The sequence below is a fragment of the Haloarcula amylovorans genome (assembly GCF_004681185.1).
GTDB lineage: Archaea > Halobacteriota > Halobacteria > Halobacteriales > Haloarculaceae > Haloarcula > Haloarcula amylovorans.
Map to the genome: position 1 here is coordinate 83840 of NZ_SRIF01000005.1, position 19683 is coordinate 103522.

Annotated in this window: 16 protein-coding genes; 9 read left to right on the forward strand and 7 right to left on the reverse strand. The window is 63.8% G+C overall.

Features of this window, described 5'->3' with window-relative positions; translation table 11 throughout:
• Positions 1–3 precede the first annotated feature (3 nt).
• Entirely contained in the window at positions 4–1284 is a 1281-nt protein-coding gene (locus E4S61_RS17880) for an extracellular solute-binding protein (protein ID WP_135305307.1), read from the reverse strand.
• Between the two features lie 291 nt (positions 1285–1575).
• Here E4S61_RS17880 and E4S61_RS17885 point away from each other — a divergent pair, with 291 nt between their 5' ends.
• From E4S61_RS17885 to E4S61_RS17895, 3 genes are all read left to right on the forward strand, one after another.
• On the forward strand, positions 1576–3651 hold the full coding sequence (locus E4S61_RS17885) for an alpha-amylase family glycosyl hydrolase (protein WP_135305308.1): 2076 nt from the start codon (positions 1576–1578) through the stop codon (positions 3649–3651).
• Between the two features lie 217 nt (positions 3652–3868).
• Complete coding sequence (locus E4S61_RS17890; RefSeq protein WP_135305309.1) at positions 3869–5326, forward strand: outer membrane protein assembly factor BamB family protein; 1458 nt, start codon at positions 3869–3871, stop codon at positions 5324–5326.
• A gap of 283 nt (positions 5327–5609) precedes the next feature.
• The gene (locus E4S61_RS17895) at positions 5610–6773 is read left to right on the forward strand and encodes an ABC transporter ATP-binding protein (protein WP_135305310.1); all 1164 of its coding nucleotides are present in this window, start codon (positions 5610–5612) and stop codon (positions 6771–6773) included.
• Between the two features lie 337 nt (positions 6774–7110).
• Here the strand turns inward: E4S61_RS17895 and E4S61_RS17900 are convergent, their stop codons facing one another.
• Positions 7111–9117 carry a glycoside hydrolase family 15 protein gene (locus tag E4S61_RS17900; RefSeq protein ID WP_135305311.1) on the reverse strand — a complete coding sequence of 669 codons (2007 nt, stop codon included), beginning with the start codon at positions 9115–9117 and terminating at the stop codon, positions 7111–7113.
• A 98-nt stretch (positions 9118–9215) separates the two neighbouring features.
• The gene (locus tag E4S61_RS17905) at positions 9216–11615 is read right to left on the reverse strand and encodes a glycoside hydrolase family 15 protein (RefSeq protein WP_135305312.1); all 2400 of its coding nucleotides are present in this window, start codon (positions 11613–11615) and stop codon (positions 9216–9218) included.
• Between the two features lie 139 nt (positions 11616–11754).
• On the opposite strand from E4S61_RS17905, the gene E4S61_RS17910 reads away from it, so the two are divergent.
• Positions 11755–12804, forward strand: a complete 1050-nt coding sequence (locus tag E4S61_RS17910; protein WP_135305313.1) for a TrmB family transcriptional regulator — start codon at positions 11755–11757, stop codon at positions 12802–12804.
• On the opposite strand, the gene E4S61_RS17915 is transcribed toward E4S61_RS17910, so the two are convergent.
• Complete coding sequence (locus E4S61_RS17915) at positions 12801–13301, reverse strand: type IV pilin (protein WP_245180824.1); 501 nt, start codon at positions 13299–13301, stop codon at positions 12801–12803. The genes E4S61_RS17910 and E4S61_RS17915 overlap by 4 nt on opposite strands.
• A 76-nt stretch (positions 13302–13377) precedes the next feature.
• Entirely contained in the window at positions 13378–14376 is a 999-nt protein-coding gene (locus tag E4S61_RS17920) for a glutathione S-transferase family protein (protein WP_135305314.1), read from the reverse strand.
• A gap of 169 nt (positions 14377–14545) precedes the next feature.
• On the opposite strand from E4S61_RS17920, the gene E4S61_RS17925 reads away from it, so the two are divergent.
• The 3 genes from E4S61_RS17925 to E4S61_RS17935 all read left to right on the forward strand — a co-directional run bounded on the left by E4S61_RS17925 (position 14546) and on the right by E4S61_RS17935 (position 16563).
• Positions 14546–15079: a 50S ribosomal protein L16 gene (locus E4S61_RS17925; protein ID WP_135305315.1), complete on the forward strand. Its 534-nt coding sequence runs from the start codon at positions 14546–14548 to the stop codon at positions 15077–15079.
• Between the two features lie 358 nt (positions 15080–15437).
• On the forward strand, positions 15438–15641 hold the full coding sequence (locus tag E4S61_RS17930) for a hypothetical protein (RefSeq protein ID WP_135305316.1): 204 nt from the start codon (positions 15438–15440) through the stop codon (positions 15639–15641).
• A gap of 58 nt (positions 15642–15699) precedes the next feature.
• The gene (locus tag E4S61_RS17935; RefSeq protein ID WP_135305317.1) at positions 15700–16563 is read left to right on the forward strand and encodes an ATP-grasp domain-containing protein; all 864 of its coding nucleotides are present in this window, start codon (positions 15700–15702) and stop codon (positions 16561–16563) included.
• Between the two features lie 32 nt (positions 16564–16595).
• Here E4S61_RS17935 and E4S61_RS17940 read toward each other — a convergent pair whose 3' ends face one another.
• Complete coding sequence (locus E4S61_RS17940) at positions 16596–16979, reverse strand: Hsp20/alpha crystallin family protein (RefSeq protein WP_135305318.1); 384 nt, start codon at positions 16977–16979, stop codon at positions 16596–16598.
• A 185-nt stretch (positions 16980–17164) separates the two neighbouring features.
• Between E4S61_RS17940 and gap the strand changes: the two genes are divergently transcribed.
• Both gap and E4S61_RS17950 read left to right on the forward strand, forming a co-directional pair.
• Positions 17165–18172: a type I glyceraldehyde-3-phosphate dehydrogenase gene (gene gap, locus E4S61_RS17945; RefSeq protein WP_135305319.1), complete on the forward strand. Its 1008-nt coding sequence runs from the start codon at positions 17165–17167 to the stop codon at positions 18170–18172.
• A gap of 131 nt (positions 18173–18303) precedes the next feature.
• Positions 18304–19509 (forward strand): phosphoglycerate kinase, encoded by a 1206-nt coding sequence (locus tag E4S61_RS17950; protein ID WP_135305320.1) that lies wholly within the window; start codon positions 18304–18306, stop codon positions 19507–19509.
• Here the strand turns inward: E4S61_RS17950 and E4S61_RS25570 are convergent.
• Entirely contained in the window at positions 19506–19652 is a 147-nt protein-coding gene (locus E4S61_RS25570) for a hypothetical protein (RefSeq protein ID WP_167768553.1), read from the reverse strand. The two genes, E4S61_RS17950 and E4S61_RS25570, sit on opposite strands and share 4 nt — an antisense overlap.
• Positions 19653–19683 lie beyond the last annotated feature (31 nt).

Here is a 19683-nt window from a genome sequence, read left to right on the forward strand (position 1 = left end):
GGGTTAGTCTTCCCAGTTGCTACGGACCTGCTCTGCGGCGGCGTCCATCGCCTCCTGAGCAGAGGAATCGCCGTTGAACGCACGAGTCAGGGCGTCGTTGACCGGCTGCCAGACACCGTCCATGTCGGGGTGGCTCGGCATCGGCGTCCCCTGACCGGCCGACTGAGAGTAGGCCTGCACCGTCTCGGGCAGGCCGTCTCCGCCGACGAGGTTGCTGAGGACCGGGATCGAGCCGAGGTCGCTCGCCAGTTTGGTTATGTGGTCCTCGTTGGTTGCGAACCACTCGGTGAACTCCCGTGCGGCCGCGGCGTCGTCGCCGCCGTCTTCCATCGCCGAGGCGAAGTACCACATCTGGATACCCGTGTACGGCCGCGGCTCCCCGTCGCTCATCTCGGGGAAACTGAAGACTTCGTAGTTGACGTCGTTGTCGTTGAGTGTCGCCAGCGACCACGGACCGTTGATGGTGAAGGCGGCGTTACCCTCGTTAAACGCCGCGGCCTGCGGTTCGTAGGTCGGGTCGTTCGGCATGTACGGGACGAAGTTCTCGAGCATGAACTCGACGCCCTGTACCGTCTCGCTCTTGTTGACGCCGAGTTTGTCGTCGGCACTGTTGTCGTAGAGGTACCCACCGAAGGCGTGCAGCCACGCGCTAGTAAAGTAGCCGTCGGCGAACGGGAACGCCAGTCCGTACTGGCCGTTGTCCGGGTCGTGATTCTCCTCAATGAGGGTGAGCATCTCGTCGACGCTCTCTGGCGTCGAATCGACGATGTCTCGGTTGACGATGGGCGTCACCGTCTCGGCACCGTACGGGAGACCGACGAGGTTTCCATCGTACTGGATGGCGTCCTGTGCCGTCTCCGTGAACTGGCCGAGGTCTATCGACACCTCGTCGCTCTTATCCACGACGAAGCCCTGCTCGTAGACGTTGCCAGCCCAGTCGTGTGCCCAGTCGAATATGTGTGGTCCCTCGCCGGCCGGAATCGCACTCGTCGTCTTCTGCTGGAGGTCGGAGATGTCCGCCCCTTCGATTGTGTTGCTGGTCTCGTCGTTGTACGTGCTGATGACCTCTTCACGGATCGCGAGCTCGCTATCGGAGAGCGAGTACCACGCTGTGGCGGTCCCGCCCGAGCCGCTGCTGCTCGACCCGTCCGAGCCGTCACTGGAGTTTCCGTCGCCGCCGTCGCTTCCGCCGTCGTTGTTCTCTTGGACGCTACAGCCAGCGAGTGCTGTCGCGGCACCGATACCACCAATCTGTTTCATCAGCGTTCTGCGGTCCATTGTCATGGATGGATAATGGATGAAATAGTCTTTCACAACTTAAATCATTCGGATACTCACAAACGTTCATCACATATGCTCCGACTGCTACAGCTCATGATGATCGAAGAATCACTCGGCGAGCGGGTGGCGTGAACGGTATTACCCGGCGCTCACGACGTAAATTATCCTCCATGCACAAAAGTAATACGAAATCATACTTCGCTCCTACCGCCAGTGGCTGAATCTACGGTTGACTATTCAAACTAAGTTCGAAAAATAGGAACTGTGAAATAGCGGGCTGGCAACGCTTGGACTATGCACCACCCCGGTCCACCACGGTTTTGCTCCGTCGGCGAGTCAGTCGAATTAGCGCCACGGCGGCCGGAGCCCGACGCTGATTTCCGATGGCGACTCGCGGACGTTCCGGCGTCGAGTTCGGTCTCGCTGGGCGACGGTCCCGTCGTCCACCTCGAACCGGACGCGCCGGGCACCTACCGCGTTGAACTCTCCGCGCCGGACGGGACGCACACGCAGACAGTGCGTGCGTTCCCGGCCTCGACCACGCAACCCGTTCGGTTCAGCGCCACTGCAGACGACGTCGTCGAAGGCGACCCCGCCGACGTCGCCGATGCCGAGAATTGCGTCGTCTTCGGGAAGTTCAACGACTTCACGATGGGCAGTCACTGGGCGACAGAAGAAGATGGCGAGTGGGTTCTGGAAACGGAACTCCCGCCGGGGACGCACACGGCGAGTTTCGCGTTCGACGGGGAGTTCGATCCGTATGCGACCGACGAAGTCACTATCGAGGGGGCCGGCCGACCGCGTATCGAACTCGACAGCTACCGCGAGGGCGAGGAACTGGTCGTCACCGCTGACGCGCGCGCCGCGCCCGACGGGAACGACCCCGATGTAGAGTTCCACTTTGACGACAGAGATTCGCTCGACGAATCGGCGGTCGATATCGACGGCGACGAACTGCGAGCGCCCGTCGACTCACTGCCGGTTCTCTCTCGCGTCCACGCCGTCGCCGTTGCCGAACAGCACAGCATCGCTGATACGCTCGAAATCCGTTCCGGCGCGTCCGGGGACCTCACGATCTCCCGGCCCGCAGACGCCCCCGAGTGGGCCGCCGACGCGACCATCTACGAGATCTTCGTCCGCGAGTTCGTCGGCGACATCGCGGAGACCTCCTTCGAGGAGATCGAGCGCCGGGTTCCGTACATCGAGTCGTTGGGCGTCGACGTGGTGTGGTTCACCCCGGTCGTCCAGAGTCCGACGCGACACGGCTATCACATCACGGACCTTTTCGACACCGCCACTGACCTCGGCACGCGCGAAGAGTTCCGGTCGCTGGTCGACCGCTTCCACGAAGCGGACATCCGCGTCATCTTCGACCTCGTCGTCAACCACACCTCGCGGGACCACCCGTACTTCCAGTTCCACCGCGCCGGCGTCCCGGAGTACGCCGATCACTACGAGCGCGTCCCCGCCGAGTCCGATGTGACCGATGTGGACTGGGCGGGTGACGACGCTCCGGGGCTTTACTTCAACTGGACGCGAATCCCCAACGTCAACTACGACTCGCTCGCCGTCCGCCGGTGGATGCTCGACGTGGTCGAGGAGTGGGCCGACGAAGTCGATGGCTTCCGCTGTGACGTGGCGTGGGGCGTCCCGCACGGCTTCTGGAAGGAAGTCCGCGAGCGGGTGAAAGCCCACGACTCCGAGTTCCTCCTGCTGGACGAGACGGTGCCACACCGTGACGCCGCCTTCCGGGAAAACGAGTTCGACGTCCACTACGACCCGGACTTCTATTTCGCCCTGCAGGACATTGGCCGCGGCGAGGAACCGGCGACGGTGTTGTTCGACGCCCTGGCGGAGTCCCAGCAGTGGGGCTACCCCGACCGCGCGGTTCACATGCGCTACGTCGAGAACCACGACGAGGACCGCTACCGCGACGAGTGCGGGCCAGAACCGCTCCGAGCGGCCGTCGGGGCGACGTTCACCGTCCCCGGCGTGCCCATGATATACTACGGACAGGAACGCGGCGTCGAGGAGCAACGAGGGACGATGCGCTGGCACGACGGCGACACCGAACTGACCGACTTTCACCGCCGACTGGTGACTGTTCGGGACGAACATCCCGCGCTGCGCGCGCCCGGCGTCGACCCGGTAGAGTGGACCGTCGTCGACGGTGACGAGAATGGTGTCGTCGCCTACGAGCGCGCCGACGACGAGGAGACGCTCGTGGTCGTCCTGAACTTCGCCGCCAAGGACGCGACCGTTACCCTCGACCGCGAGGTGACCGGTCGCGACCTCCTCTCAGAGACTGACGTGACGACCGACGACGGTCTGCGGGTCGCCGACGTGGTCGTGACGCGCGTCGCGGAGTGACGTGAGAACTCACCGGCTATAGAGCGACCCTCCCGCTTGCGATGGCGCTCCTTCTCAGGGGGCAGCCGTGATACACGGCCCGTTTCACAAACTCTCCTCGTGAGGGGTTTAGATGCTGGTTAAATGCTGCGGGTTATTGTTTCATATAGTTTCTGGCTGCTACTAGGATATATTTGACTTGATAATAATAAGAAAGCTATTCGTAGAATCCGATGCGATGTCAAGACAGACCTCCGATAGTAGTACCAGCCGCCGAGCGCTTCTCAAAGCCTTCGGCGGCGCGGCCGCCCTCACCAGCGTTGGCGGCGTCGGCAGCGCCCTCGCACAGCAGTCTTCCAATAACAGTGACAGCAGTGGTTCTACCGATGCTCTCACCGGCTGGACCTCCATCCACGGCGGGCCGGGGAACACGAGTTACGCCCCCGACGCGTCCGGGCCGAAAGAGGGAGTCAACCGCCGCTGGGTGGCGGACCCGGAACCGGGAAGCGACAGTGGCTACTCGACGCCAGTCGTCTACGACGGGACGGCGTACGTCGGAGCAAACGAGTTCTACGCGATGGACGCGGCCACCGGTGACGTCCGCTGGGCGTTCTCGACTGACGACTCCGAACGAGAGGCCGACACAGATGATATCGACATAGGAAACCGGTTTCATACGCCCGCGACGGACGGAGAGACAGTGTACGTCGGCACCGGAAACCCCAGTAGCATTCGAGGAACCGTCTACGCAGTCGACCCCGAGAGCGGCACCGAGAAGTGGCGTTTCCAGCGGAACCCGCCCGAAGGCCCCAGTCAAAAGAGACTGGCTTACACCACGATTACAGTCGACAACGACCGGGTTTTCGCTATCGGCCAGAGTACCCTAATTCAGAGTGTGCTCGTCGCTCTCGACGCGGAGACCGGCGAGAAACTGTGGTCGGCCGAAGTCGGCGGTGGTGACCCGGATTACGGCTTCACTGCCGGAGCGGCCGCCGCCGAAGACGGGATGGTATTTACGAAGGCCGACGGTACTATCGTCGCATTCGACGGTGAGACCGGCGATATCGTCTGGACATTCGACGGGAACGTCTTCAGTGCGACGGCAGTCCAGACGCTCGCCATCGACGATGGTACCGTCTACACGAGCGGTGCGGTTGGTGGAGACGAGTTCAACGACAACTACAAACTGCTCGCTCTGAACGCAGACGACGGCAGCGTCGAGTGGACGTTCAAACTGCAGACGAACGTCAGTCTGCGATGGCACGCCCCAATCGTAGACGACGAGTCGGTATACACCCACTACAGCCCCCGTTTCGACGTCGATGAAGAAGTTACCGCGACGGTCGCCGTCTCGCGCGAGGATGGCACGCTCCAGTACGAGGGTGCGAAACTCGGTAACGTCGCCGACGGCGTTGTCTACACAGAGGACGCCGCCTACGCTGCGGCCGACGGGTCGAAACTGTTCAAGTACGGCGTCGAGGGCGAGGGCCCTGCGGTGTACGGAGACGGGCTCTTCTTCGGTGGCGACCGGGTGTTCGCGCTAGAACCCGGTCAGGGGAGGGCGACGCTTCCCGAACCCGAGACCCCGGAGCAACCGGACGAACCGGCCGACGACCCGGATGAACCGACTGACGGTCCAGACTACCCATCCGAGACGCCCGACGACTCGGACGACGACCCGGTCTGCGAGGCCTAACGAACTGCCTGTCGGCGTTGTCACTCCTCTTTTCACTCCGATGTGTATCTCGTGACTGACGAGCAGTGCGCGCCGGCATAACGGTCGTGGTAGCCCCCACCGCCGAAGGCTACGTTGCTGATCAGTGCCTCTCACGCCGTCACTTCACCCCGCCTATCGTTTGATAGATGTGAACTATTGCCATTCTCACGGCTCGTCTCGGAAAAAAAACCTACGAAATTTCCCCTCATAGATTCACTTTTTTGGGGAACATTTATCATGCGGGACACGTACACGGGTACTAATGGCGAGTCTCGAACTGAAAGCACTGAGAAAGGAGTTCGATGGTGGGTCCATCGTCGCGGTCGACGACCTGGAACTGTTCATCGAGGACGGAGAGTTCGTAACGGTCGTGGGACCGTCCGGCTGTGGGAAATCGACGACGCTGCGGATGATCGCCGGTCTCGAACGACCGACCAGCGGTCGTATCCATATCGGCGGCAACGACATCACAGACGTTCACGCGCGCCACCGCGACGTGGCGATGGTGTTTCAGAACTACGCGCTGTATCCGCACAAGACCATCCAGCAGAACATGGCCTTCGGCCTGCGGATGAGCACGGACATGTCCGCGGAGAAACGCGAACAGCGCGTCTACGAGGCCGCGGAGATGATGGGCATCGAGGACTTACTCGACGACACGCCCGGGGAACTCTCCGGCGGGCAGAAACAGCGGGTCGCACTCGGCCGCGCTATCGTCCGCGAACCCGACGTGTTCCTCTTCGACGAACCGCTGTCGAACTTAGACGCGAAACTGCGGACGACGATGCGGACCGAGATCCAGCGCCTGCAGGAGGAACTGGGCATCACGTCGGTGTACGTCACCCACGACCAGGAAGAGGCGATGACGATGGGCGACCGCATCGTCATCCTCAACGACGGGAAACTCCAGCAGACGGGCAAGCCCACCGAGGTGTACCAGAACCCCACCAACCAGTTCGTGGCCGGGTTCGTCGGGTCACCATCGATGAACTTCATCGACATCGAGGCCACACCCATCGATAGCGGCGTCCGCCTGACTGGAGCCGACGGCGCGTTCTCCTACCACCTCACGTCGGGCCGGACCGACACGTTCGGCGACATCAGTGGCACCTACGTCCTCGGTATCCGGCCGGAACACGTCGTCGTCAGCGAGGACGGCGGAGAGGACGCCGTCCCGGCGACGGTGGACGTGGTCGAACCTATCGGGAGCGACAACTACCTCTACTTGGATCTCGGAACGGAATCGCGGAGCTTCGATACCGAGGACGCGCCGGACTTCATCGCTCGCGTCCCGGCCGACATCGAACCGGAGGTCGGCGACCTGATTCATATCTCCTTCGAGGAGTCTTCTGTCCACCTGTTCGACACAGAGACGGGCGAGGCAGTCACAGCGGCCGACGAACCGACCGTCACCGCGCCCCAGTAACGACCCACCGTTTTCCAGATTTCCGAGAACCGACCCGACGAGTGGCGACCGTGCGGTGAAAAACTATGCCGCTACTCCCCAGTCGTTTTGACGAGGGCCGCTCCCTGCGGTCGTCTTACTGCGGCTCTTCGCGTGCGCGAAGATCCATCGCTACTGCTCGCGGCTTCGCCGTCGTCGGGCGGCAACGCCGCCCGACTGCCTGCGGGACCGAAGGTCCCTCTCCGCTGCGCTTCTCTGAGGGCCGCGCTCCTTTCAGTCGCGCGCCCCTCGCTACTGCTCACGAGTCGCTACGCTCCTCGTTCACAATTCGAGGGTCTTCGTTTCACTCAGACCCTCGCTACTCCGCGGCTTCCCGTGGTTCCGCTCGCTGTTCGCCGGCCGCCGAGAGGTGGGCGATGGTCGCCAGCCGTAGCGCGTGTGGCCACCCGAGCGGCGTTGCGGAGTCGGGCGTGCCGTCGTCGAACAACTGTTCCGGAAGATAGCCATTGTCCCGGACGAGCGACCCGCCGGGGAGAATCTCGCTCAGGAGGTCCTGCGACCGACCGTAGGCGTCGGCAGCTCGGTCGTCGTCGACGGCGTCGAGGAGGCTGCCGAGTTCGGCGGCCGCGTTGGCTCCCCACGCCGTCGAGACGGTCCAGACCTTCTCCCCGGCCTGTCCGTGACAGCGCCAGTCGTCGCCCTCGAAGCGGACGAGTCCGCGGATGGCGTCGGTCTCACGTTCGAGACCGTCGAGCGTCGCCTCAACGTGGGTCACGAGGCGGTCGAGCGTCGTCTCCGAGAGGTCGGCGACGGCGGCGTACTCCCGGAACGCACCGGGCAGAGCGAGCGATCCGGAGTCGAGGCGCTCGTCGAGTTCGCCCTCGTGTTCCCGAAGCGCGTAGAACTCGCCGGTCCAGAGGGCGTCGAGGCCGTCGAGGACGGCGTCGGCCTGTGCCCGAGCGTGATCACGCAGGTCGGTCGACACCGGCGCGCGCGCGACGGCGGCGTAGGCGTGGAGGAAGGTGGCGGCGGTGTGGACGAACCGGCCCTGCATGTTCTCCCAGGCGTTCTGACAGGCGATGGGGAGCCCGTCGGCCTCCAGCGTGTCGTCGAGGCTCTCGATGGCGTCCTCGATGGACTGTTCGAGTCCCTCGGGGTCGTCGGGGTCGCCGGTCCGAAGGTAGGTGGCGAGGAAGCCGACGATACTGCCGGTTTGGTCGGCCTGATAGTCGGTGTCCGCGCCAGTTTCGAGACGGGCGTTGGCCCAGCCGGGCGCGAGCGTCTCGTCACCGGGCCAGACGCGGTGGGGCCAGCTCCCGTCGTCGAGTTGGCTCCGACGGTAGAAGTCCGCGGACCGCTGGTGCCAGTGGTCGATGTCGACACCGAGCGTCTGCGCGCTGTCGAGGAGGAACCGTGAGATCTCGCTGTCGTCGCGGAACCACGTGTAGCCGTAGCCGCCGGAGGTGACGTAGAAGGGGTCGAAGTCCGGGCCAGCGATGCGGGCCCCGTTCTCGGCCGACAGCAACGAGACGACGCGCAGGTCGGAGACGACGGTTTCGCGTCGAGGTGCCGAGTCGGGAAGCGACCAGTCGCGCGCCGCGGCGCTCTCGGTCTGAAGCGAGTCGACATCGGCGTACTCGTCGGCCACCTGTTCGACGGTCGAGAGCGCCGACTCGCGGTCCGTCTCGCCTCGTTCGGCCAGGAGTGTCACGAGGGTGACGGTCCCGTCTTCGAACGGTGCGGTGAGGAGAACGCCGCTGGTCATCACCGCGTCCTCGTACCGTTCCTCGTCGGTTCGGCGCGGGAACTCGACGGGGTCCTCGTCGACCAGTTCGTCGAATCGTTCGGGGATCTGTCCGTGGACCTCCTCGAAACCCGTCGAGGTTCCGACGTAGTCGTGCTCGCGTCGGTGGTAGGCCTCGACGGCGGTCTCGTGGAACAGGAGGCTGGTCTGGCCTTCGCGTCCGTCGGGCGCGAACCGCACGTACGCCTGCAAGTCGGGGTTCTCGGGTGCGTCGCCAGCGAGTTTGAACTGGGTAACGTGCGCTCGACCGAGGGTCAGGTCTCGCTGGTAGACTTGCCATCCCTCCTGGTCGTGTACCGTCACGACGACGCCCGCGTCGTCGTACCGCTGGTTGGCGTCAGCGTCGAACCACTCGCCAGCGACACCGAAGCGAGAGCTGTCGATGCCCGAGAGACCGCTGAGCGGATAGGAGTAATCCTGCAGTGCACCGTCGTCGTCGACGTGGACGAGGCGGTCACCCCGTCCAGAGAAGGTGCCAGTCGTAGAGCGGAGTTCGCCCGGGAACTTCCGGTCGTGGTCCCGGTTGCGCTTGTAATCGTTCAACGATGTCCGAAGCGTCATTGCCACTACCCACCACGTCCCTCATTATAAAATCTGCTGTAATACTTTTTCGTCCTTGAAGACGGCCGATAGCGTCGAGTTCGACCGGCCGCCGTCGCTCAGACCGACCGGACGACGGCCGTCGTCCCGATAGCCGGCAGTTCACCGGTCGACGCGACGACGGTGACGCGAGCCGAATCGTCGAGAGCGACGGTCACGTCTACGTCGCCGCCGTCTACGTGGACCGTCTCGGCGCGGGTCTTCACCACGAGGTCGTCGCCATCGGTGTGGCCGGTGACGCGCGCAGTGTCGCCGTCGCGCTCGACGCTCACGTCGAGTTCGGGGCCGGCCGCCAACGGACTGCCGCCGTAGCGTTCGCGGACGACGGCGGGCGTCTCGACGGGTTCGCCCGCGTCGATGCTCCACGCCAGCCTGACGAACTGCGCGTTGGTCCACGAGAGCGGCGTCGCGCTGGACGTGCCCTCGCCGAACTCCCAGTCGAAGTCGTTCTCGCCGTCCTCGTCCCAGACCTGTTCGGGGAGCATCCGCCCGTCGTTGGCGAAGGCTGCGAGCGTCGCGAGGAGGTCCTCGGGTTCGAAGTCCCGCTCGTCTAGCAACAGTTCGTACTCGCCGCGTTCGCCGGTGAAGAACGGCCAGATTCGCCCCTTCCCGGTCATGTCCGGTTGCCACGGCGCGCCCGGCTGGACGCGCTTCTCGCCGTAGCCGTCGCCGGTGTAGCGGTACCAGCCCGGCCCATGGGGCGTCTCAACCATGATGTCGTCGTCGTACTCCGCGACGGAGTTGCGAACCGTCGGGTCGTCGGCCGAGAGAATACCCAACCGAACGAGTTCGAGGAACCCGCCGTCCAAAATGTTCCGCTCGTCGAGCATCCCGCCGCCGTTGTTGTGAGTGCGCAACTCGCCGTCGTCGGGGTTGCCTTGGTCGGTGATGCGGACGTAGTACGGCGTGTTGGTATGTTTCGCGGTGCCGGTCGTCGTCGCGTGCCACTCTTCGAGATTTCGGACCCAGTGGTCGGCGACGCCCAGATAGGCGATGGCGTCGGCGTCCTCGCCAGCGTCGATAGCGAGGTCGGCGGCACAGACCAGCCCGGCGATCTCGGCGGCCGTCGTCGATGGGGAGTAGCCGGGCTCTTCCTCCCAGCGCTCCTGCTGGGAGTGCGGGCCGGTCCCGACGACGTAATCCGAGGAGAGGCGGACGTTCTCGTAACCGTAGGTCGCCTCCTCGAAGTCGTAGCCGTGGCGTTCTTTCAGTTGCTGGGCCATCACCTGCGGAAAGGCGATCTCGTCCATCTGCTCGCCGCCCCAGCGGGTCCGGCCGTCGAGGAAGGTGTTCTGCGGAAGGAAGCCGTCAGCGTCCTGCTGGTAGGCGTAGACGTACTCCGTCGCGTCGATAGCGCTTTGCGTGTCGCCGATGGCGTCGAAGGCGGTGTAGGCCTGATAGAGGTCGCGCGGCCAGACGTAGTTGTAGCCGTAGTCCTGCGGGTCGTTGGCGGCAACGGCGTCACCCCACGGGACCGAGGGGCTGGCGATGCCCGCGCCGGGGAACTCCTTGGAGTCGGCGGCTTTCATCACCATCACGGCGGTCTTGTACTGTGCCAGTAGGTCGTCGTCACCGGCGACGCTGTCGGGAACTGGCACCTCGTCGAGGTATCGTTCCCACGAATCGGCGTAGGCCGCACGAACATCCTCGAAGGGGTCGTCGAGGGCGGCTTCGGCGGTCGCCAGCGCGGCCTCGTCGTCGCTCTCCTCGGCGAAACCGAGCGCCAGCGTCGTGTCGTGACTCGACAGCGTGCCGGCCAGGACGACGTTGCCGCGGGCCTCGTCGTGGCGCTCGTCTGTCGCGCCGGTTTCGAGGAGCGTCGTCTCGACGGCACCCTCGCGGACGTCCGCGGTCGTCCAGTCGAATCCGTCCACGCTCGCAACGCCCAGTCCAACGTCGATGGGGTCGCCCTGTTCGGTCCGGAACGCCGGTTCGGCGTCCTCGGGTGCGTCGTGGGCCGCGAGCAGCGCGACCTCGCGTGCGCGAGCGACGTCGTGGTCGGCGTGGCAGGACAGCGCCGGATCGACGACGACGTGGAGGTCGTACCCCTCGCCCTCGAAGTCTACGTCGAGGAGGAGAGCGTCCTCGTCGGGATGAGCGACGTGTTCGACGGTCAGCGACCAGTCGTGGTCGTCGGTCGGCTGAGCGGTCTGCCGGAAGAGAAGGGCGTCCTCGCTGACGGATTCGGCGGTTCGTTCGACGGTCGTCGGCAGGTCGCGCCGCTCTCGGAAGGTTCGGGCGGCGTAGCTCTCTCCGTCAGTGACGAGAAAGTCCAGTTCGCGGACGTTCATCACGTCGATACGGGGGAATCGCACTTCGGTGACTGCGCCCTCGGTCAGTGTATACCAGATACGTGACGGGTCCGCGTCGTCGTGGTCGGCGACGGTGCCGAACCCATACTTCTCGCCGACCGTCCACGTCGCGTCGGCGGTCGCGGTCGGAATCGCTTCTCGTGTCATACGAGAGCCTGTACGACCAGTACCTTAATGGTTTCTCAAGTCGTAATGAACTATTACAACTACCTTGCCGCTGCTGGCGGCCACCCGCCGCTGGAGACCGAAACGAAATTACTTGCCTTACCGATGATTTTGAGATAACATGGACGATTCGACGCTCGCGGACCGGCTTACGCAACTAGGGCTCTCGGAGAAGGAGGTGGACACGTATCTCTCGATACTCCGGAACGGCGAGGCGAAAGCCAGCGAAATCGCCGACAACACCGGCGTCTCCAAGCGATACGTCTACAGTATCAGCGAATCACTCGAAGACCGAGGGTTCGTCGAGGTCAACGACCACGTCGTGCCGACGACGATTCGCGCACGGCCGCCGTCTGAGGTCATCGAATCGCTATCGAACCAGCTCTCGGAGATGGAGACGGCGCTCGACTCCCGCTACTCCGACACCGAGCGCCGCACCCAGCAGTTCGACGTCATCAAATCCCGTGTGACCGTGGTCAAACGGCTCACGGAGTACATCTCCAACGCCAACAACGAGGTCATGCTGTCGGTCCCACAGCAGTATCTCTCGGAGATCGCCGGCGAACTCGAAGCGGCCGTCGACCGTGGCGTGTTGGTGTTACTGGTCGTCAGCAACGCGACCGACGTCAGCAGCGAGGACGTCGCTGGGATGGCTTCGGTCGCCCGGTCCTGGCAGCAGGAGATGCCCATCATGCTCACCGTCGACGGACAGTTCGGGCTGGTCGCGCCCGCCGACATGGTCATGCGGTCGAACTCCGACCAGCGCGCCATCGCGTTCGTTCAGGAACAACTCGTCCCCGTCCTCTCGGGGTCGTTCCTCGGCAACTACTGGCCGATGGCGGCCGAACTGTACGTCGCCGAACCGCGCGAACTACCCGCGACCTACCGGCGGTTCCGGCAACCCGTGTTGCAGGCGACGCTCCGACTGCGCGCCGACGACCCGGTTCACGTCACCGCGTCGGTCCACCCGGTGCAAGCCGACACCGACGTTCAGACGCTCGAAGGGACCGTCGTCGATACGCGGCAGGGCCTCGTCGAACCACAGACCAACGCCTATCCCATCGAGCACACGCTCGTCGTCGATACGGGCGAGGAAACGGTCACGATCGGCGGGCCGGGGTCGTTCATCGAAGACTACGAAGCCGAGGAGATAATCCTCTCAGACTCCTAACGACGGCTCGGTTCGGGCCACCGGTAGATGACGTAGCTGTCGGCGTCGCCCGCGTCAGTCGGCTTCCACACCAGTCGGAGCGTCGCCTCGCTCAGGTCGAGGTGTTCGCCAGCGGCCGGGTCCACCGCGTCGAAGTGCCCGGCGTGCATCGTTATCTCGATGCCTGACGTGATTCTGGTCGGTGCCTGCGTCCCCAGTGGATCACCGGTCAACGGTGCGGCCGTCCCACCCGAATCTCTCGCGCCCGAGACGACGAGTGAGAGATTCTGCTTATCGAGCGTCTCGCCGCTCTCGAAGCTCAGATTCAGATACTCCCCGTTCCCGCTCGTCCGCTCGCTGTACTCCGCGACGATCGCCATCTGCGGTGCCTGTGTCGCTCGCTGGTCGCCGAAATCGAGAACGTAGACGGCGACGGTCGCCGAGAGCACGACTACCATGGCGACGACGAGTACCACCCCGATGACGGGACTGATACCCCTGTCTGTCTCCCCACGCATTGCTTGTGCTCTCTCGGTGTCAGCTAAAAGCCCTCTCCCCTACTCACTCCTCGATACGGTGGCCACAGCACCATTTTCAATGTGTCGAGGGAATCTCATTTGGCGATCCGCCAGCCAACTCGTCCCGGTTGTGTGCTGCCTCGAAGTCGAGGTCGGGACCGACGGCGACGATACGCTTCGGGTTCACGTCGGGATGGGTCGTGTAGTAGTGTTCCTTGATGTGGTCCATGTTCACCGTCTCGGCGACGCCGGGGGTCTGGTACAAGTCTCGGAGATACGGCCAGAGGTTGTCGTACTCCCGGATGAGCTGGCGGTTGCACATAAAGTGGGTGTGATACACCTGGTCGAAGCGAACCAGCGTCGTGAACATGCAGATATCCGCCTCCGTCAAGCGGTCGCCGGCGAGATAGCGCTGGTCCGCGAGTACGTCGTCCCAGTGGTCTAGTGCGTCGAACAAGTCCGTGACCGCGTCGTCGTAGGCCTGCTGCGTGTCCGCGAAGCCGGCGCGGTAGACGCCGTTGTTGATCGGGTCGTAGATGTCGTCGATGACACGGTCGACCTCCTCGCGATACCCCTCGGGGTAGAGGTCCACGTCGTTCTCGGCCACCGAATCGAACTCGGTGTCGAGCATCCGCAGGATCTCCTCGGACTCGTTGTTGACGATGGTCTCCTCCTGTTTGTCCCAGAGGACGGGCACCGTCACGCGACAAGTCACGTCGTCGTCGGCTTTCACGTACAGCTCTCGGAGGTAGTCAGCGCCGTACAGCGAGTCCTCGGTGCATCCCTCCTTCTCGGACGTGAACTGCCAGCCGTCCTCGTCGCGGTAGGGGTCGACGACGTCGACACTGATGGCGTCCTCCAATCCTTTCAGTTTGCGCACGAGTAACGTCCGGTGTGCCCACGGGCAGGCAGAGGAGACGTAGAGGTGATAGCGCCCGGCTTCGGGCTGGAACCGCGCGTCGGGGTCGTCTTCGATGCGGTCCCGAAACGTCGTCTCCTGTCGGTCGAACTCACCGTCGTCGTTCGTACTCCTGTAGGCGTCCGTCCGCCACTCGCCCGCTACGAGCATGTTCATGGTATCTTTCGGTAGACGCTCGACCCGCATAAACACCCCAGCGAGGTAACATCCGTGTCACCGCGTCGTCGCGTCGGCGGATTCGCGGCCGTGCGACCGTTCGCCACACATCGGTCGGCCTTCGAAGCCCTTATGCCGTCGCTCGGCCACGTATTCGCCAAGAGTACCTATGTCGGACAAACCCGCCTCGATGTACCGGGACATCGACAAGCCTGCGTACACCCGACGCGAATACATCACGGGCATCCCTGGTTCGAAGATTGCACAGCACGAGATGGGCCAAAAGCAGACCGACACGGACGACTATCCCGTCCAGATCAGCCTCATCGTCGAGGAGTCGGTCCAGCTCCGTCACGGCTCGCTCGAAGCCTCGCGCCTGTCGGCCAACCGCCACCTCATCAAGGAACTCGGCGAGGACGGCGACTACAAGATGACGCTGCGAAAGTTCCCCCACCAGGTCCTGCGAGAGAACAAGCAGGCGACCGGTGCCGGGGCCGACCGTGTCTCAGACGGGATGCGACAGGCCTTCGGGAAGATCGTCGGCACCGCCGCTCGCATGCAGGCCGGCGAACAGTTGTTCACCGCCTACTGTCGAGTCGAGGACGCCGAGCACGTCAAAGAGGCGTTCCGCCGTGCCTACAACAAGATCACGCCGTCCTGCCGTATCAAGGTCGAGCGTGGCGCGGAACAGCTGGTTTCGTAAAACCACCTTTTTCTGCGTTGGGTTTCCTCGCACGCTTCGCGGCGCTGCGGGAGGTGCGTGGCGGCTTCGCCGCCACGTCACTCGGTTGCGGGCCGTCGGCCCGCAACCCGCTCCTTGAAAAATCTGGACCAAAAAGGCCGGTCGCGCTCCGCGCGACCGATGAACCGCGGCGCTTCGCGCCGTGGATGCTTCGCTCGTCAGCCTGCCCTTCTCCGTCTTGGTGAGCGGAGCGAACGAAGGCTCGTCAGAGTAGGCTCTGACGGCGTCGCGCGCGATGAAACGCGCGCTCGGCCACCGCAGCCGATGAAATACCGCGATCGCCGAAATCCTATTCACCTAACACGTCGTATCGTCGAGTATGGCATTCCGATTGCTACTGCTCGTCACCGGGCTGGTTGAACTGCTCGCACCGAAGAAGATGGTCGACTTCTGGATGGGGGTGGCGGCGAAAGACGACGACGTGGAACTGCGGCCGTGGGTGTACTCGGTCGCGCGGCTGGAGGGCGCGATTATCGTGTTGTGGCTGTTGAAGCGCCGACGTGCCCGCGGCAGGACGGAGTAACGGCCGGTCTCGGCGGTCGACCGGGAGTATTTGTAGCGACCGCACCAAGCGACGGGTGATGCTGAACCTCGCCGTCACGACGCGGGAGGAGACGTTCGAGCGGATGCGAGAGCCGCTTTCGGCCCGCAACATCGCCGTCGGCCACGTCGACGGCAGCGAGCGGTCGCTGTCGCTTACTGACTCGCCGTTCGCGGCCTACGACGTGGGGTTCGTCTACCCCTCTCGCATCATGGAGGGGGCCGTCGCCGACGCGATGCTGGGCGTGCCGTGGGTCAACGACCGCGAGGCGATACTGCGCTCACGCAACAAAGCCGACGTGCTGACTCGACTCGGGCGGGCCGACGTTCCGGTACCGGAGACGGTGCTCGTCTCGAACCCCGCTGACGAAGCCTCCCTCGTCGCCGCCTTCGAACGGTTCGATCCGCCGGTGGTCGTCAAGCCCAACTCGACGACCCGCGGCGTCGGCGTCACGACGGCCCACGACCTCGATTCGTTCCTGGGTATCGCTGACTACCTCGATTTGGTCCACGACTACCGGGCGACTGGTGATCAGTCGTTTCTGGTTCAGGAGTACCTCCCCGACGCGCGTGACTACCGGGCGATGATCGTCGACGGCGAGTACGTCGGAGCCGTCGAACGATGTCTCTCCGCAGACGCCCGCGCGGGCGGGCGTTGGAAGCACAACGTCCACCGCGGGGCCGACGCCCAGGGGATCACGTTGCCCGACTCGCTGCGCGACCTGGCAGAACGCGCGGCTGACGTACTCGACATTTCGTATCTGGGTGTCGATTTGCTCGTGACCGACGACCGCGCCGTCGTCAACGAGACGAACGCCCGGCCAACCATCGACGACGCGACGAAGTACGAAGAGGGATTTTGGAACCGACTGGCGGCGTTAGTTCGCGCGACAGCACGGCAGTAGCAAAAATCGGTTGGACGCCGATGAGTGCGGCGTTACAGCTCGATGTCGGCTGAATCCTCTTCGCGGTCGAAGGTGACTTCGAGGATGCCGTTGTTGTAGGTGGCCGACGCGGAGTGTTCGTCGACTGCACTGGGGAGAGTGAGTCGCTCGTGGTACTCTCGCTGGTGGCTGTCGGCGTCGATGGTGAGGACGTTGCCGTCGCATTTGAGGTCGATCGCTTCTTTCTCGATGCCGGGGATGTCGGCGACGACGCGAACTTCCTCGTCGGTCTCGTGAACGTCAATGTGTAGGTCGCTCCCCCCGGCCGCACCGTCTCGGTCGATGTGGACGTCCCCTTCGGCACCCATCATCTCGTCCATCATCCGCTCTATCTCGCGGAAGAACTCGTCGAAGGGGTCGTCGTCGTCCCGTCTCATTACTATAGGGCCATTCGGTCGTATCTCTCAAAAGCCTTCTGTCGAACTCAGCTAATCTATTTCGACCGGACACACGGCGCGATGTTTGTCATAGACGTTCGTTCGAAACGTAACGAACACAAACAAACACGGCTCGAAACAATTCCGAAAACACTTTACTCCGAACAGGCACTTTACTAGCCGGTATGAGTGACCCAGTCCGCGTCGGCCTCAACGGCTTCGGCCGTATCGGCCGTAACGTATTCCGTGCTTCGCTGGAGAACGACGATGTCGAAATCGTCGGCATCAACGACGTCATGGACGACGACGAGATCGACTACTTCGCCCAGTACGACACCGTCATGGGCAATCTCCCCGGTGCGAACGTCGAGGACGGCGTCCTCAGCGTCGAGGGTTCCGACTTCGAGGCGGGGATCTTCCACGAGACTGACCCGACGGAACTCCCGTGGGAGGACTTAGACGTCGACGTCGCGTTCGAGGCGACGGGCATCTTCCGGACGAAAGAGGACGCGAGCCAGCACCTCGAAGCGGGTGCCGACAAAGTGCTCATCTCCGCGCCGCCGAAGGGTGATGAGCACGTTAAGCAGATCGTCTACGGCGTCAACGAAGACGAGTACGACGGCGAGGACGTCGTCTCGAACGCCTCCTGTACGACGAACTCCATCACGCCGGTCGCGAAGGTGCTCGACGAAGAGTTCGGCATCGAATCGGGCCAGCTGACGACCGTCCACGCCTACACTGGGTCGCAGAACCTCATGGACGGTCCCAACAGCAAACCCCGCCGCCGCCGCGCCGCGGCCGAGAACATCATCCCGACCTCGACCGGTGCCGCACAGGCCGCCACCGAGGTCCTGCCCGACCTCGAAGGGAAACTCGACGGGATGGCCATCCGCGTCCCGGTCCCGAACGGCTCCATCACGGAGTTCGTCGTCGACCTGAACGAAGAGGTCACCGAGAGCGACGTCAACGCGGCGTTCGAAGCGGCCGCCGAGGGCGACCTCGAAGGCGTGCTGGGCGTCACGACCGAGGACGTCGTCTCCTCCGACATCCTCGGCGACCCCTACTCCTCGCAGGTCGACCTCCAGTCGACGAACGTCGTCAACGGGATGACGAAGATTCTGACGTGGTACGACAACGAGTACGGCTTCTCGAGCCGGATGCTCGACGTGGCGCAGTACATCACCGAACAGTAGACTGGTCTCTCCGCTTCGTTTTCACCTCTCTCGATTTCGCGGGTTCCTGAGCCGGTAGTGTCGTCGGCGACTCGCGAGTCACTCGGTGGACTCGGAAACGCCTAAGCACGGGGCGACTGTGTCTTCGCGTGATGACTTTCCAGACGCTCGACGACGTCGAGGACGGGCAGCGCGTCCTCGTGCGACTCGACCTCAACTCCCCCGTCGAAGACGGCGAAGTACAGGATAACCGACGGTTCGACCGCCATGCCGAGACAATCCGCGAACTCGTAGAGCGTGACTTCGAGGTTGCGGTGATGGCCCACCAAGGTCGGCCCGGCCGGGACGACTTCGTCTCCCTTTCCCAACACGCCGACATCCTCGAATCCCATATCGACAGCCCGGTCGACTTCGTCGCAGACACCTTCGGCGAGGAGGCGCTCGACGCTATCGGCGAACTCGACGGCGGCGACGTCCTCGTCTTGGAGAACACGCGGATGTGCGACGAGGAACTGCCCGAAGAAGAGCCCGAGGTGAAGGCCGAGACCGAGTTCGTCCAGACGCTTAAAGACGAGTTCGACGCGTACATCAACGACGCTTACTCGGCGGCACACCGCTCGCACGCCTCGCTCGTCGGGTTCCCGCTGGTCATGGACGCATACGCGGGCCGGGTCATGGAGACCGAGTACGAGGCTAACACCGCCATCGCCGAGAAGGAGTTCGACGGGCAGGTGACGATGGTCGTCGGCGGAACGAAAGCGACCGACGTCATCGACGTGATGACGCACTTAGACGAGAAGGTCGACGCCTTCTTGCTGGGCGGTATCGCTGGCGAACTGTTCCTCCGAGCGGCGGGCTACCCCGTCGGCTACGACATCGACGACGCCAACCTCTACGACGAGCAGTGGGAACAGAACAGCGACAAAATCGAGTCGATGCTTGAAGACCACCGTGACCAGATCACGCTCGCAGTGGACCTGGCCTACGAGGGCGACGACGGGAGCCGCGCCGAACAGTCGGTCGACGATATCGACGAGAAGACGGTCTCGTATCTCGACGTGGGCAGCGAGACGGTCATGGAGTACTCGCCGATAATTCGGGAGTCCGAGGCCGTCTTCATGAAGGGCGCGCTCGGGATGTTCGAAGACGAGCGCTTCTCCGTGGGCACGGCGGGCGTCCTCGAAGCCATCGCGGACACCGACTGCTTCTCGGTCGTCGGCGGCGGCGACACCTCTCGTGCAATCGAGATGTACGGGATGGAAGAAGACGAGTTCGGGCACGTCTCCATCGCCGGCGGCGCGTACATCCGTGCGCTCACCGGCGCGGAACTCGTCGGCGTCGAAGTGCTACAGCGTTAGTCGCGGTCTGTCTCGGCGTGGCGAACGTTCCAGCCGTCTTCGAGCTCGTAGTCGGCGACTGGCCGTTTCTCGCGGGGACGCGTCCGCGCGTGTCTGGCCGTCCAGTCACCGTCGTCGCGCTTCGGGGGAGCCATCTCTGGCATACCACCGGATAGGGCCGTCAACGTTAAATTC

Coding starts and splice junctions, on each gene's coding strand:
- E4S61_RS17880 (WP_135305307.1), bottom strand. CDS start 1,284: ATGACAATGGACCGCAGAACGCTGATGAAACAGATTGGTGGTATCGGT.
- E4S61_RS17885 (WP_135305308.1), top strand. CDS start 1,576: ATGCACCACCCCGGTCCACCACGGTTTTGCTCCGTCGGCGAGTCAGTC.
- E4S61_RS17890 (WP_135305309.1), top strand. CDS start 3,869: ATGTCAAGACAGACCTCCGATAGTAGTACCAGCCGCCGAGCGCTTCTC.
- E4S61_RS17895 (WP_135305310.1), top strand. CDS start 5,610: ATGGCGAGTCTCGAACTGAAAGCACTGAGAAAGGAGTTCGATGGTGGG.
- E4S61_RS17900 (WP_135305311.1), bottom strand. CDS start 9,117: ATGACGCTTCGGACATCGTTGAACGATTACAAGCGCAACCGGGACCAC.
- E4S61_RS17905 (WP_135305312.1), bottom strand. CDS start 11,615: ATGACACGAGAAGCGATTCCGACCGCGACCGCCGACGCGACGTGGACG.
- E4S61_RS17910 (WP_135305313.1), top strand. CDS start 11,755: ATGGACGATTCGACGCTCGCGGACCGGCTTACGCAACTAGGGCTCTCG.
- E4S61_RS17915 (WP_245180824.1), bottom strand. CDS start 13,301: ATGCGTGGGGAGACAGACAGGGGTATCAGTCCCGTCATCGGGGTGGTA.
- E4S61_RS17920 (WP_135305314.1), bottom strand. CDS start 14,376: ATGAACATGCTCGTAGCGGGCGAGTGGCGGACGGACGCCTACAGGAGT.
- E4S61_RS17925 (WP_135305315.1), top strand. CDS start 14,546: ATGTCGGACAAACCCGCCTCGATGTACCGGGACATCGACAAGCCTGCG.
- E4S61_RS17930 (WP_135305316.1), top strand. CDS start 15,438: ATGGCATTCCGATTGCTACTGCTCGTCACCGGGCTGGTTGAACTGCTC.
- E4S61_RS17935 (WP_135305317.1), top strand. CDS start 15,700: ATGCTGAACCTCGCCGTCACGACGCGGGAGGAGACGTTCGAGCGGATG.
- E4S61_RS17940 (WP_135305318.1), bottom strand. CDS start 16,979: ATGAGACGGGACGACGACGACCCCTTCGACGAGTTCTTCCGCGAGATA.
- gap (WP_135305319.1), top strand. CDS start 17,165: ATGAGTGACCCAGTCCGCGTCGGCCTCAACGGCTTCGGCCGTATCGGC.
- E4S61_RS17950 (WP_135305320.1), top strand. CDS start 18,304: ATGACTTTCCAGACGCTCGACGACGTCGAGGACGGGCAGCGCGTCCTC.
- E4S61_RS25570 (WP_167768553.1), bottom strand. CDS start 19,652: ATGCCAGAGATGGCTCCCCCGAAGCGCGACGACGGTGACTGGACGGCC.